Genomic DNA, 14,077 nt, shown 5'->3' with positions numbered 1-14,077 from the left:
ACCGCTAATTATCAACAAGCAGAGCTTATTGATAATAATTTATGAAACACTTAGTTTTTGAGGATTGGTAGTGATTGGCTCAAACACAGTCAGGTAATTGATTTGATGATGAGGCTAGCCTCATCGAACTCAGGTTACTAGCATCACAAACGATCCGAACCCCCTTCATCACCGAGATCGCCTCCCTCACCGTTCGAGTGGGTGCCAAGATCAGCGGTGGAGAGACGAGTTGCAGCCACAGGTGCGGTGCCAATGCCGAGTTCGGTAAGGATGGAGTGAGGAGGGGAAAATGATTTAGCATTTATTGGTGCAAAGTATGCTCTGTTCTAGAGTGCCCCTACATCAACTCAAAATGACTATGATTTAGCTGAGCGTATTACGCAGTTCGATCGATTGACAGCACATTGGTGTGATGGTCAATTATCAATTAATTTAAACGCTTCTGAGAGCCTCGATCGGATCGAGTTTAGCGGCTTGTCGAGCCGGAACGACACCAAAGAACAACCCGATTCCCCCAGAAACACTGACAGCGAGGATAATAGCTGAGGGCGAAATTGCGGCAGTTTTGAGCGGACTAAAATTGCGGACGAGTACGATGCCACCCACCCCGATGATAGTTCCGATAATGCCACCAACGATCGACAGAATCACCGCTTCGATCGTGAACTGAGTCAGGATATCATTTTGAGTCGCGCCGATCGCTTTGCGGAGTCCGATTTCCTGAGTGCGTTCGGTCACGGATACGAGCATGATATTCATGACGCCAATCCCACCTACCAATAGCGAAATACCCGCGATCGCACCTAGTAACAACGTCAGCGCACCAGTAATCGTCGAGACGATCGTCAGGGCATCTTTTTGATTGCGGACAGTGAAATCATCTTCACCAACGATCTTGTGACGTTGGCGAAGTAAATTGGTGATTTGGAACTCAGCCGCATCCATACTTTCACTATTTTTGGCAGCTACCGAAATCAATGATACCCGCAGACCATAAGGCGAAGTTCTCCCAATGATCCGTTTACTCATTGTCGTAATCGGCACAAAGATCGTATCATCCTGATTGCTCCCAAAAGAAGTGCCTTTTCCTTCCATCAGACCGACTACTTCAAAGCTCAAATTGTTGATCCGAATTTGTTTGCCTAGTGGGTTCATATTCCCAAACAATCGTTGGGCAATATCTGTTCCTACCATCGCTACTTGCTTGTCTTTTTGGACATCTTGCGCCGTGACAAATCGACCTTTATCGACTGCAAAATTACGAACTGCTGGAAATTCAGCCGTCGTACCTTGAATAATTGAAGTAGTCGTAATATTTTGGTAACTGACGACAAAAGAATTCTGGAGGACTGGGGCGACACCAGATACTGATGGCACTTGACGCGCGATCGCCCGAGCATCGCTCAATACCAATGTGGGCGGAGTCCCGCCGCTACGAATGTTCTGCGCCTTGGGCGAACCAGGTAAGATAAATAAGGTATTTGGCCCCAAATTTTTGAATTGATCTGTTGCGAGAATTTGCGTCCCTTCCCCAACCCCGATCATCCCAATTACTGACGCATTACCGATGATAATTCCCAACATCGTTAGACCGCTGCGTAGTTTGTTGGCTACGAGCGTTTGAGCCGCCATTTGTAAACTTTCAAGGATATTCATCTGTTAGAGTTAAGGTATTTGATGGTGGGTATATATCACAAAATTAAGTATGTATATCCAAATATGTATTAACTAGTAGATATCACGTGGGATTGGCAGTTTCCGCCCTATATATCTTAGTCAATCGCAATCCTAATTAGTAGTTTTATTACCCTCACCCATCATTTTTTCTTTGAATCCTGCGGGGATATCGATAAAGACGCGATCGCCAGGTTTGAGACCTTCAGTGACTTGCACTTTATCTCTGACACTAGTACCGACTTTGATAACCTTAAAGATCGGTTCGTTGTTGTCACCAGGGACATAAACACCAGTTTGCCCACGCCGCGAACTAATTGCCACCGTGGGCACCGTCAAAGCATTACTAGTGCGCTCTCCGGTAAAGATCGCATTGACATTCATCCCCGATCTCAACAAATCTTTACCAGTATCGAGTGTGATTCGGACTTCAAACGACGTGACATTTTGCTCGACGACGGCTTCTGGTGCAACCAATCGCACTGTCCCTTGAAATGGTCGATCGGCAAAAGCATCAGCAGTAACTGCCACCTGCTGACCGATTTTGATTTTACCAATATCGACTTCTGGCACCTTGGCGCGGACTTCCATATCTTTAGCCAAAGCGACGATCGAAGTAGAAGTCGCTGAAGAGCTAGTCGAAGCGGAAGTAGTCGGCGTCACAAATGCCCCGATATTAGCATAGCGTTGGGTAATCAACCCCGCAAATGGGGCGACCACAGTTGAGTCTTCGAGTTGAGAACGGGCTGATTGGAGTTGCGCGTTTGCCACGGCTAGAGCAGCCGTGAATTGAGCGATCTCTTCAGGACGAGAGCCATTTTTTGCTTGCTGATAGGCAGCTTGCGCCTGAGTTACCTGCGCGACGAGACTAGCGACATCTTCAGCGCGAGAGCCGAGTTCCGACTGACGCAGCGCTTGCTGGGCTTCGGTGAGCGCGGCTTGACGTTGCCCGATCTCCGATAGGGTGCTATTGCGTACTTGCTGGAGCTTTTGCTGGGCGTCGAGAACATTGGCTCTGGCTGTTTGATACTCAGCAGTGGCGCGATCGACTGCATCCTGCGATACTGCCCCCGATTGCCGCAGCGAGCGATTGCGATCGACTGTAGCTTTCGCGAGATTGAGCTTGGCTGTAGCCGCCGATATTTGAGCTGTAGCCTGTTCGATTTGTTGCGGCGCGATCGATCTGGTGAGATTGAGATTGGCTTGTGCTTGCGCCAACCTTGCCCGAATCTGAGCGGTTTCTTCAGGGCGGTTGCCGTTCCTTGCTTTGTCTAGATTGGCTTGGGCTTGGCTGAGTCTTGCTTGCGCTTGGAGGATTTCTTCGGCTCTGGTGCCATTTTTGGCTTTATCCAGATTTGCCTGTGCTTGCTGGACATTGGCTTTTGCTTGAGCAAATCCAGCTTGAGCTTCGGCATTCTCCATTTGGGCGATTTTTTGCCCCTGAGTGACGCGATCTCCTTGTTCCACATACAGCCGTGCGACGCGTCCGGCGGTTTTCGGACTGAGGTTGGCTGCTTGGAACGGGATGATACTCCCACTGGCGGTAATCCGATCGGTCAGATCTTGGGACTTGGCTGCGACAGTATAGCGGGCGAGATCGATTTTGGGAGCTGGCTTGAATCGATCGACAGCGACAGTTCCGAGCGCAGCGATGCCGATGACAGCAGCAGCTATACCTGCCACCATCGGGAGGGGACGCTTGACATCTTTTAGTAGCGGTAATTGCATAGCAGCTCGGGTTTCTCTAATCTTTAATTCCGATCGAATGACTACTTAATTTGAATTTTTTACAGCGACGGCAGTCTTGCTCGTTGATGTATTATCAGCCGACATCAGCCATCAATTCGCCGCTCCAGATGTTTCAGCGAGGTGAGAGCAACGATCCACGCCGCCGCCAATCATTTCCAAGTATAGGGCACCGATCGCGATCGATCGGGCGAAACTGGATGGGTCGCTTTATGACAGCATCCTTTACGTTTATTTACATTTATTTTAACTCTTTATGAGAACGGATGGCTAGGATCTCCAGCAATCGCGATCGGTAGTGAAAACCCCCAAGTTTAGGTAGCAACACAGCCGATCTTAAGAGTCGTAAATTATTCAATCCAAGTTCCGTAGTTGAAAATTTCCCTAGTAGCTGTAAAATCTGTCCTATGATGGAATCGGAACACAACGCGATCCTTGCACTCAGTGGCGATGCTCCTGGTAAAAAAGCGACGCCAATGCGGATGATTTCCAGTTATTTACTTTGCTTCGACTACCTAACTCGCCCTAATTTATTGTGCCTAAACGGATCTACCTCTTACTCCTAACTGCCTGCTTGGGTATTGTCAGCATCCCTACGGCTACCCATAGCCAAGCTTTACTCCCACATACTCCCAAACCAGATCTGCAAGCTTTGGAAGATACGAGTAAAATTTTACTTCGTCAAGCAGCAGGATTAGTACAATTTCAACAATACGAACAGGCAATTCCTCGCGTTGCATTGGCAACTCAATTATCGCCAAAAAGTAATGAAGCGTGGTTCTTTTTAGGGACTTTATACGTCCAAACTCAAAAATATCAAAAAGGGATTGACGCCCTCCAGCAGGCTAAATCAATCAAACCTCAAGATCCAGATATTTTATTTATGTTGGGTTCAGCATACTTTCAGAAAGGTGAGCATCAAAAGGCAGTCGATACGATCCAGTCTGGATTGAAAATCAAGCCAGACAGCAATAGCGCGCTTTTCGATCTGGGGAATGCTTATTATAAATTGAACAGATATCCAGAGGCGATCGCCCAGTACCAGAAAGCTGTTAAAAAAGATCCAAAATTCTGGCCAGCAATTAATAATATCGGATTAGTTAGTTATGAAAATGGCGATATAAATGGCGCAATTCAAAACTGGCAACGCGCGATCGCCATCGATCCCAAAGCCGCAGAGCCAGTACTAGCGATCGCCGTCGCCCTCTTTACCCAAGGTAAGCAAAACGAGGCATATACTAATGCCGAAAAAGCGATCGCGCTCGATAGTCGCTATGCCAATATCCAGTATCTCAAAGACAATCTCTGGGGCGACAAGCTCCTCAACGACACCCGCAAGTTGATTCAGACTCCACGGGTGAGGGATTTTATTACTAAGGCTCCGAGTAGAGGGTAGAGGGTAGAGGGTGGATGGTGGATGGTGGATGGTGAAAGGTGGATGGTGAATGGTAAATAGGCGATCGAATACCAGCAACCAGTGAACCGATAATTAAAAACAACAGAACGCTTGCGTTCTAACCACCATCCACCATCCACCTTTCACCATTTCCTTAGTAATCATGTATTATTATTTCACAGTCTAGTCCGATTGCGAACAGTTTGTGGCAGACTGAGGATTAACTAAAGCGATCGAGATAGACATTTGAACTCATGGTAAAACAGCTAGATCTGCTGGGTACAGACAAAATTATTCCCATTGCCCTGCACTCAGAGATGCAGCGATCGTACCTAGAATACGCCATGAGTGTGATCGTGGGGCGGGCGTTGCCAGATGTCCGCGATGGACTCAAGCCCGTGCATCGGCGGATTATTTACGCGATGCACGAGTTGGGATTGACTCCCGACAGGCCATTTCGCAAGTGCGCTCGCGTCGTCGGGGATGTCTTGGGCAAATATCATCCCCACGGCGACCAGTCGGTCTACGATGCCCTGGTCAGACTAGTTCAGGACTTTTCGACGCGTTATCCACTCTTGGGCGGGCACGGCAATTTTGGGTCAGTAGACAACGATCCGCCCGCAGCGATGCGGTATACCGAGACGAGACTAGCACCGATCGCTCATGAGGCATTATTGGGTGAGATCGGGACAGCGACGGTAGATTTTATCGGCAACTTTGACAATTCCCAGCAGGAACCGACGGTATTACCCGCTCAAGTGCCCTTGCTGCTGATCAACGGCTGTAGCGGAATTGCCGTCGGGATGGCGACAAATATCCCCCCACACCATCTCGGCGAAATTCTCGACGGTGCAATTGCCCTAATTGATAAACCCGATCTCCCCGATGCCAAGTTATGGGAATTGATTCCTGGCCCTGATTTTCCCACAGGTGGCGAAATCATGGGCATCGAAGGGATTCACGATGCGTATCGGACGGGGAAAGGAATTATTACCGTGCGGGGGATTTCCCACGTCGAAGTCGCTAGCGTCCAAGCCAAAGCCACTAAATCAAAAAAACGCCGCGATTCGCTGATCGTGACTGAGTTACCATTTCAGGTAAATAAAGCCGCCTGGATCGAGAAGATCGCCGAACTGGTAAATGCTGGTAGAATCGAAGGCATTGCCGATTTACGGGACGAAAGCGATCGCGAAGGGATGCGCGTCGTCATCGAGATCAAACGCGATAGCGAACCCAGCGATGTCCTCGAACAGCTCTATCGTCAAACTGCCCTCCAGAGCAACTTTGGGGCAATCATGCTGGCAATCGTCGAAGGACAACCTCGCCAACTGAGCCTCAGACAACTCCTCGAGGAATTCCTCAAATTTCGAGAAGTCACCCTCACTCGCCAATATGCTAACGAGCTAGAGCAATCCCAAAAACGGGTGCATACGCTTTCAGGATTGCTCACAGCCTTGGACAATCTCGATGCGGTGATTACCATCCTGCGTAATGCCCCCGATGGCACAACTGCCAAAGCGATCTTTCAGACCGAATTAGACTTGAGCGATACCCAGGCTGATGCCATCTTGGCGATGCCATTGCGCCGCTTGACTGGCTTGGAAAAGCAGCACCTCCAGGCAGAATTTCAAGAACTAAATACTAAAATCCTGAAACTAAATAGCCTCCTCCAGGATCGCAATGAATTACTAAAATCGCTCAAAAAAGACTTGCGATCGCTCAAACGTAAATTTGCAGACGAGCGTCGGACTAAAATTACTAAAATCGACCCATCTAAAGCCAATCTCAAGCTCGATAAATCATCAATTATCGATAAATCTCAGCGAGAAGATCGATCGACCAAACCTAAGTCAGCCGATGCGATCTCCACCAAAGAGACGCGCACGCGGACGATCCCGCCTACTCAGTTACAAATTGTCGAAGCCGAACCCAGCCAACCAACTGTCGTAGAAATCACCCAACGCGGCTATATTAGAAGGCTGAGCAAAACAGGTGCCAAACTCAATCCCAATAGTCAAGATTTTGTCATTAAAACTTACCAAACTACTACCGACGAAGAACTAACGATCGTTACCACCGATGGTAAAGCTTATCCATTAAGGATTCGGGATGTACCCCCGACGATGGGCAACACCGCCGGAACGCTCCTCAGTAGCCTCATTCCGGCTCTGCAAGACAATCCTACCGAACAGATAATCCATACCCTCCCCACCCCCAGCGAAATCCCAGACGATCTTCAGCAACTGCTCCTGCTCACCACCCAAGGCAAAATTAAACGCATCCTCCTCCAAGAACTCAGCGGGCTTACCAATCGTGGCACCACCCTGATCAAACTACGGGAAGATGACAACCTCCACACGATCGCCCCCCTCACCACCCAACGCGAAATCGTCATCGCTACCTCCGGCGCACGTATTCTCCGACTCGCTCTCGCCTCTGCTCAGATTCCCCTAATGGGACGCGTCTCCCAAGGCATTCAAGCCCTGAAAGTTGGCACCAGAGAGCGGATCGTCGGCTGCATCCCCGTCAACAGTGACGACGATCTGATCCTGATCACCCGCCACGGCTACGCCAAACGCATCCCCGTCTCCACCATCCGCATCGTCCAAACTGGCAACATGGGCACCCACGCCATGCAGTTCGCCATCAAAACCGACAATCTCCTCCACATCAGCCTTCCACCTGAAACGCTGGATCTAGTGACTACAAGCGATCGCCATGAGCTGATTTCGATCGATCGCATCCAACCCTACGGCAAAGAAGGCATCGGCGACAAACTCCTCACCCTCAACCCCGACGAACAAGTAGCCCACATCAATCACCAATAACCCCCTCAGTGCGCCTCCGTGAAACCTCCGTTTACCTCTGTGTTTACCTAATCACCCCAACTCAGCCCCAAGCCGCCTCCCATGCCCTCCTCCCCCTCCCCCTTCACCCCCGCCGAAATTGCCGCCCAAGGTATCAAACCCAATGAATACCTCGAAATCGTCAAAAGACTAGATCGACACCCCAACAAAGCCGAACTAGGCATGTTTGGAGTGATGTGGTCGGAACACTGCTGCTACAAAAACTCCCGCCCCCTCCTCAAACAATTTCCCACCACAGGCGATCGCATCCTCGTCGGGCCAGGTGAAAACGCTGGCGTCATCGATCTCGGCGATGGACTCCAACTCGCCTTCAAAATCGAATCTCACAATCACCCCTCCGCCGTCGAACCCTTCCAGGGCGCAGCGACAGGCGTAGGCGGCATCCTTCGCGACATTTTTACCATGGGTGCGCGGCCGATCGCGATTCTCAACTCACTCAGATTTGGCGACCTCAAAGATGCCAAAACCCGTCGCCTGTTCACTGGCGTAGTCGCAGGTATTTCGCACTATGGGAACTGTCTAGTAGGCTCCGAAACCTTGATCTGGCGAGACTCACAGGGCATCCACTTCGATACGATCGGCAATTTTGTCACCACCCATCTCCCGCCCGACACCGATACCGCCGAACTCCCACCAGGCATCGAAACCCTCTCCCTCGATCCCAAAACCGACAAGAGCAATTGGCAACCAGTCACCCGCATCTTCAAACGCCAAACCGATACCCTCGTCAGTATTCGCACCTCTTTCGGGCGCACCCTCACCGTCACCCCCGATCACCCGATGCTCAGGGTTGAAGGTGAGAACAAAGTCCGCATCCGCTACGCCCAAACCCTCCGCGTCGGCGACGAGCTGCCCATTCTCCAGCAACTGCCCGCACTGCCAGCAACATCACAGCCTCTAGATCTGATTGCCACCATTCAACCGCAGCCACATCTGAACCAAGAATTGTGCGTCAAGCTCCCCGCCGCTTGGCAACCCACCGATCTGATCCGCACCACCCTCGAACTGCTCGAACCCTCAATCCAAAAACGCAATCATTATTTCAGCACCAAAACACTACCACTCGATCGCTTTCTCAGCCTCGAACAGCTACTAGGACTCGATCGCGACCTCAATTTTTCCCGTGCCGACCTCCACATCGGTCAACATGGCAAAGATGACTGGCTCCCCGCCATCATCCCACCCACGGCTGCTTTTGCGCGGTTATTGGGTTACTACATCGGGACTGGCAACGTCTCGCCAGCAGGCAATACTTACCGAATTTTCCTAAACTTCAGCCACCAAGAAGCTGCCGCTGCGACTGATGCGATCGACATCCTCCGCAGTTTGGGGATTGACGCTAGTCCCAAAGAACGCACTTCTGGGATGGCTGTCTGTTGCTCTTCCTGGTTATTGGGTTATCTATTTACACAAGCCTGGGGCTGTGGGAACGAATCGACTCACAAACGACTGCCCGATTTTGTCTGGGAATGGCACTCCGAGCTTCAGCGTGAATTACTCAAAAGCCTGATTCGCAACAACCCCACCATTCCCACTCCCGTCAGTAGCATCCTCGCCCAGGAGAAAGTTTTCTTCTCAACTTCCAGTCGGCAATTATTCGACCAGGTGATGCTGTTGGTGCAAAATCAAGGCATCATTCCCCCCGTCCACCACCGTCCAGGTGCCGTCGGCAAGATCAAAGGACGTGAATTTCACTACGCCCCCTTGTGGCAAATTGAGGTGCGCCGCGATTGGGTGAGAAGTTTAGCTGTCCCTGTAGTCGAAGCTTACCAAGAAGTTGGTGCTGTTGCCATCCGCAAAGTACAAGCGATCGCGACTACCGGAACTGTCAAAATTCAGAGTATTGCTACTCACACTGTGGAGACTTGCGATGTCTACGATCTCGAAGTCGAGCGCAATCACTTGTTCGTGACTAGTTCGGGTTTGATTACCCACAACTGTGTAGGCGTACCGACTATCGGCGGCGAAGTTTACTTCGACCCGGCTTATGGTGGCAATCCGCTCGTCAATGCAATGGCGATGGGACTGATGGAGACAGATACGATCGTCAAATCTGGCGCAGCTGGCATCGGTAACCCTGTCCTCTACGTCGGCTCTACCACCGGACGCGACGGTATGGGTGGCGCGAGTTTCGCCAGTGCCGAACTCACCGCCGAATCGATCGACAATCGCCCCGCTGTCCAAGTCGGCGACCCCTTCCTTGAAAAATCCCTAATTGAAGCCTGTCTCGAAGCCTTCAAAACGGGCGCAGTCGTCGCCGCCCAAGATATGGGAGCCGCTGGTATCACCTGTTCTTGCGCGGAAATGGCGGCTAAAGGTGGCGTGGGGATTGAATTTGACCTCGACCTCGTACCCGCCCGCGAACCTGGGATGGTGCCCTACGAGTACCTCTTATCCGAGTCCCAAGAACGGATGTTATTTGTCGCCCACAAAGGACGCGAACAAGAACTGATCGATATCTTCGATCGCTGGGGACTCCACGCCGTCGTCGCTGGTACCGTAATCGAAGAGCCAGTTGTCAGAATTCTCTGGCAAGGAGCGATCGCGGCTGAAGTACCAGCCAGTGCCCTAGCAGACAATACCCCGATTTATGAGCGGGAATTGATGCAGGAGCCGCCTGAGTACGCCCAGACAGCCTGGTCATGGACACCAGACCAACTCCCCCCAGCGACCCCCCAAGGCATCGAAATTCAGGGTAAAACCCACACTTGGAATGATGTGCTGTTGACCCTACTAGATACACCGTCGATCGCCTCCAAACGCTGGGTCTACCGTCAATACGACCACCAAGTCCAAAATAATACCGTCCTCCTCCCAGGTGGCGCAGATGCCGCCGTCATTCGCATTCGTCCTCTCGAACCGATCCAAGGTCGCCAATCCACAGTCACTAATCCCCTCTTAGGCGTAGCCGCCACCGTAGACTGCAACCCCCGTTACGTCTACCTCAACCCCTACGAAGGCGCGAAAATGGTCGTCACCGAAGCCGCACGCAATCTCAGTTGCGTCGGAGCCGAACCCGTCGCCGTCACCGACAATCTCAACTTCGGTAGCCCCGAAAAACCGATCGGTTACTGGCAACTCGCCAACGCCTGCAAGGGTTTATCTGAAGCTTGCAGCGCATTCAATACCCCCGTCACAGGTGGAAATGTCTCCCTCTACAACGAAACCTTCGATCCCGCAGGTAATCCCGTCCCCATTTACCCCACACCAGTCGTCGGCATGGTCGGTATTGTCGATGATATTACCAAAATTTGTGGTCAAGGCTGGCAAAATACAGGCGATCGCATTTACGTCCTCGGTATTCCCGTCGGCTACTTCCCATTCAAGAATGCTTTACTCAAAACTTATCCCGTAGCGAATGGTCTAGAACTACTCACTCTAGGTGCCTCAGAATATCTTGCCACCCTTCATCATATAGTTGCCGGACAACCACCCGCCGTTAATTTCGACCTCGAACTCAAAGTCCAAGCAGCATGTCGAGATGGCATCCAACGCGGCTGGATTAACTCCGCTCACGACTGTTCCGAAGGTGGTTTAGCTGTCGCCTTAGCTGAATGTGCGATCGCTGGCAACAAAGGCGCAGCGATTCTCCTCGGCGGCATTGTCGAGCGGTTCGATACGGCATTATTTGGCGAAGGTGGTGCCCGCATCATCGTGTCGATCTCCCCCGCACATCAGTCTGAATTTGAGACTTATTTAGCCCAGGAAGTCGGCGATGCTTGGCAATATCTCGGCACTGTCGGTACCCAATCCGACAGGTTTCAGATGCTCAGTCTCGGCGAACCGATCGTCGATCTCGATCTAGCAACCATTACCGATACTTGGGCAAATGCGATCGAACGCCGTTTGAATGTATAAATAAGCCAGCTCCCCGACTTTTGAAAAAGTTGGGGAGCTTAAATAATTACACGGTCGCTATTTTAGACTAAAATGGACATCTAGAGTTTACTCAAATTCATGCTATGAAATCGATCGCATGTGCTGGCACTATTAGTGCGAAAGGCGAATTATTACTAGATGAGCCATTGCCTCAAAATCAACCTGGTCGAGTACAGATTGTGATTTTATTTCCAGAAGCACCAGAATTAGCCGATCTCACGCCAGCGCAATGGAACAAAACAGTAGTCAATAATCCGAGCTTTGCTTTTCTCCACGATCCTGAAGAAGATATTTATACGCTTGAAGATGGCATAGCCGTAAGTTATGAAGGGTAAAATAGTACTGGTTCAGTTTCCCTTTGACGACCTTTCCGATCTCAAAGTTCGACCCGTTTACTGCCTTACCAATGCAATCGGTGATTACAAGCACGTTATTTTCGCTCTAATTACCAGTCGAATTCCGACAACACTTCTAGATACAGACTTAATTATCGATTCGACTCATCCAGATTTTAATATCAGCGGACTCAGGCAGCCATCAACAATACGCTTAGATCATCTTGTCACTCTCCGCCAATCGATGATTCGCCGCGAACTTGGATCTTTGAGTTTAGTTACCCAGGATAAAATTGTAGAAATTATTGCTAATTTAATTCAATTTTAATCAATCTACAGCGATCGAGCGGCGTTTAGACGTTTAGCATGTTAATTTTCCAAAAGTAGCAGCCAGAACCCTGACTTTTTGGAAAAGTCGGGGTTCTTTCCTCATAATTAATCAGTTTGGTTTGATGACAAAAAGTAAAGATAAGTTATTAATACTCGATGTAGATGAAACACTTATTCACGCAACCGAAATGCCATTGGTACGAGAATCGGATTTTTCGGTTTACACTTACCATGTTTACAAGCGTCCACACCTAGATACTTTTCTCGCAACCTGTCTAGAGTGGTTCGATGTCGCCGTATGGACATCTTCAGGAGCTGAGTACGCCGCTAAGGTTGTCAACACCATATTTCCCGATCCACAAGCTCTAGCATTTGTGTGGACGAGCGATCGCTGTTCGACTGTCTATAATTATAATTACGATCTAATTGATGGTGATTACCCGCAGTATTACTCGCGCAAGCAATTGAAGAAGGTCAAACGGCGAGGATATAATCTAGCATCTGTCATCGCGATCGATGATACCCCAAAAAAATGGGAAAAAAGTTATGGTAACTTAATCGCAGTCAAACCATTTACAGGTGATGAATCCGATCGAGAATTGGAGCATTTACTCATCTACCTGACTACTCTCAACAACGAGCAAAATATCCGTAGTATTGAAAAAAGAGGATGGCGAGATCGAGTCATCAACCAAAATTTTCAATCTTTAACCATTATGACCGAAATTAATCTTTAGCTCAGCTCGATCGAGTAGAAAGATCGCAAGCGCAATCGGGCATTTGTAAAAATAGTCAACCATCATCAATCGATTGTCTCCGATCGAGTCAATTAACATCCAGATCTTGATAATTAAATCGATCTCGGAAATTCGTCACTTACCACCATCAAAACCAGTAGTCAGCCATAATAAGGCTCGACAGCCATCGCGAACTGTTTTCCGAATTGGTTCTAGTGGTCTACCACTGACAAAAGTTACGGGTTTGACCTTGATACCTCGGCTCCCAAACACAATTTCACCGATCGTTCTCGCTCTACGAATATGATCGTCAGAAGTGACCAGATAAACACTACTAATTCCTTTGGACTCAAATCGATCGACCAGCGTTGTAAAATTAGTAACTGTATCGATCGCTTGATAATCCAGATGTAGATTTCCCGTCGAAACACCAGCCTTTTTAAAAACTCGTTTTGTATAACCTGCGGGTGCGCCACTCGAAATCCACACGGGTAAATTGGGATGTGTGCGGGCAAATTTCGCGGCAAAAATTTCGCGCTCTTCCTCACCACCCAATACAAAAATTGCTTGAGGTTGAATCCAGGTATTCTCTACTTCTCGATAACCAATCCAACCGATCGGCAAAAGTAGTGGTGAAATAGGTAATAGTAATTTCCACAATCGCCAGCCATGTCGGCGTGGTTTGAGGACTGAGCTGGGACGGGATCGGGGGAGGGTGCGGTGGTGCGCCATGCTGCAATGAGCTTGGAAAGGATAAATTTAGGAACGAGATGAGCGATCCTAGTAGATGCTAGGCTCAAGTTACCATAATTTATCAATGCAGACAACGGGACTGGCGGGGATCGAACCCACGGCCTATCGCTTAGGAGGCGATCGCTCTATCCAACTGAGCTACAGCCCCAAACAGCAATTGATTGTATCAGATTTAGTGACGATCGCTATAGCAGTCACCACATCGGTTAAGACACTCTAGATCTCAGTCCGCGTAGCGATGCGCGATACGTAGGCTTTGCCGAGGGTTTAGCGACCCAAATCACGCGGAGGTTCCCTCCGCATGTGTTTGGGTCAAGACAGCGCATCAGCGACCGAAATCGCGCTGAGGTCTCCTCGTGC

The 14,077-nt window shown here is 49.7% G+C and carries 10 protein-coding genes and 1 tRNA gene; 6 read left to right on the top strand and 5 right to left on the bottom strand.

The window, feature by feature from the left end; all coding sequences use genetic code 11:
* Nucleotides 1-79: 79 nt before the first annotated feature.
* From ACEW9I_RS16255 to ACEW9I_RS16245, 3 genes are all read right to left on the bottom strand, one after another.
* Entirely contained in the window at nucleotides 80-301 is a 222-nt protein-coding gene (locus ACEW9I_RS16255) for a hypothetical protein (RefSeq protein ID WP_373541377.1), read from the bottom strand.
* A 131-nt stretch (nucleotides 302-432) separates the two neighbouring features.
* The gene (locus ACEW9I_RS16250) at nucleotides 433-1,656 is read right to left on the bottom strand and encodes an ABC transporter permease (protein ID WP_373541376.1); all 1,224 of its coding nucleotides are present in this window, start codon (nucleotides 1,654-1,656) and stop codon (nucleotides 433-435) included.
* A 132-nt stretch (nucleotides 1,657-1,788) separates the two neighbouring features.
* Entirely contained in the window at nucleotides 1,789-3,402 is a 1,614-nt protein-coding gene (locus ACEW9I_RS16245) for an efflux RND transporter periplasmic adaptor subunit (RefSeq protein WP_373541375.1), read from the bottom strand.
* Between the two features lie 553 nt (nucleotides 3,403-3,955).
* On the opposite strand from ACEW9I_RS16245, the gene ACEW9I_RS16240 reads away from it, so the two are divergent.
* The 6 genes from ACEW9I_RS16240 (at nucleotide 3,956) to ACEW9I_RS16215 (ending at nucleotide 12,964) form a co-directional block, all read left to right on the top strand.
* Nucleotides 3,956-4,816 (top strand): tetratricopeptide repeat protein, encoded by an 861-nt coding sequence (locus ACEW9I_RS16240; protein WP_373541374.1) that lies wholly within the window; start codon nucleotides 3,956-3,958, stop codon nucleotides 4,814-4,816.
* Between the two features lie 254 nt (nucleotides 4,817-5,070).
* Nucleotides 5,071-7,644: a DNA topoisomerase (ATP-hydrolyzing) subunit A gene (locus ACEW9I_RS16235; protein WP_373541373.1), complete on the top strand. Its 2,574-nt coding sequence runs from the start codon at nucleotides 5,071-5,073 to the stop codon at nucleotides 7,642-7,644.
* An 81-nt stretch (nucleotides 7,645-7,725) separates the two neighbouring features.
* A complete protein-coding gene (gene purL, locus ACEW9I_RS16230) occupies nucleotides 7,726-11,541 on the top strand; it encodes a phosphoribosylformylglycinamidine synthase subunit PurL (protein WP_373541372.1) in 3,816 nt (1,271 codons plus the stop codon).
* A gap of 104 nt (nucleotides 11,542-11,645) precedes the next feature.
* Nucleotides 11,646-11,897: a hypothetical protein gene (locus ACEW9I_RS16225; protein ID WP_373541371.1), complete on the top strand. Its 252-nt coding sequence runs from the start codon at nucleotides 11,646-11,648 to the stop codon at nucleotides 11,895-11,897.
* Nucleotides 11,887-12,225, top strand: coding sequence for a type II toxin-antitoxin system PemK/MazF family toxin (locus ACEW9I_RS16220; RefSeq protein WP_373541370.1), 339 nt, complete (start codon nucleotides 11,887-11,889; stop codon nucleotides 12,223-12,225). Before ACEW9I_RS16225 ends, ACEW9I_RS16220 begins: the two co-directional genes overlap by 11 nt.
* A 124-nt stretch (nucleotides 12,226-12,349) precedes the next feature.
* Entirely contained in the window at nucleotides 12,350-12,964 is a 615-nt protein-coding gene (locus tag ACEW9I_RS16215) for an NIF family HAD-type phosphatase (protein ID WP_373541369.1), read from the top strand.
* Between the two features lie 135 nt (nucleotides 12,965-13,099).
* Here ACEW9I_RS16215 and ACEW9I_RS16210 read toward each other — a convergent pair whose 3' ends face one another.
* Both ACEW9I_RS16210 and ACEW9I_RS16205 read right to left on the bottom strand, forming a co-directional pair.
* The gene (locus tag ACEW9I_RS16210; RefSeq protein WP_373541368.1) at nucleotides 13,100-13,696 is read right to left on the bottom strand and encodes a YdcF family protein; all 597 of its coding nucleotides are present in this window, start codon (nucleotides 13,694-13,696) and stop codon (nucleotides 13,100-13,102) included.
* A gap of 95 nt (nucleotides 13,697-13,791) precedes the next feature.
* Nucleotides 13,792-13,865: transfer RNA gene (locus ACEW9I_RS16205), tRNA-Arg, on the bottom strand.
* Between the last annotated feature and the right edge of the window lie 212 nt (nucleotides 13,866-14,077).

It is taken from the genome of Chamaesiphon sp., assembly GCF_041738855.1.
Classification (GTDB): Bacteria; Cyanobacteriota; Cyanobacteriia; order Cyanobacteriales; family Chamaesiphonaceae; genus Chamaesiphon.
Note: the sequence above shows the minus strand (reverse complement) of the source record. Positions and strands in the feature narration are given on the sequence as shown.

What these genes read in the sequence shown, in the direction of transcription:
- ACEW9I_RS16255 (WP_373541377.1), bottom strand. Translation starts at nt 301, where the DNA reads ATGCTAAATCATTTTCCCCTCCTCACTCCATCCTTACCGAACTCGGCA.
- ACEW9I_RS16250 (WP_373541376.1), bottom strand. Translation starts at nt 1,656, where the DNA reads ATGAATATCCTTGAAAGTTTACAAATGGCGGCTCAAACGCTCGTAGCC.
- ACEW9I_RS16245 (WP_373541375.1), bottom strand. Translation starts at nt 3,402, where the DNA reads ATGCAATTACCGCTACTAAAAGATGTCAAGCGTCCCCTCCCGATGGTG.
- ACEW9I_RS16235 (WP_373541373.1), top strand. Translation starts at nt 5,071, where the DNA reads ATGGTAAAACAGCTAGATCTGCTGGGTACAGACAAAATTATTCCCATT.
- purL (WP_373541372.1), top strand. Translation starts at nt 7,726, where the DNA reads ATGCCCTCCTCCCCCTCCCCCTTCACCCCCGCCGAAATTGCCGCCCAA.
- ACEW9I_RS16225 (WP_373541371.1), top strand. Translation starts at nt 11,646, where the DNA reads ATGAAATCGATCGCATGTGCTGGCACTATTAGTGCGAAAGGCGAATTA.
- ACEW9I_RS16220 (WP_373541370.1), top strand. Translation starts at nt 11,887, where the DNA reads ATGAAGGGTAAAATAGTACTGGTTCAGTTTCCCTTTGACGACCTTTCC.
- ACEW9I_RS16215 (WP_373541369.1), top strand. Translation starts at nt 12,350, where the DNA reads ATGACAAAAAGTAAAGATAAGTTATTAATACTCGATGTAGATGAAACA.
- ACEW9I_RS16210 (WP_373541368.1), bottom strand. Translation starts at nt 13,696, where the DNA reads ATGGCGCACCACCGCACCCTCCCCCGATCCCGTCCCAGCTCAGTCCTC.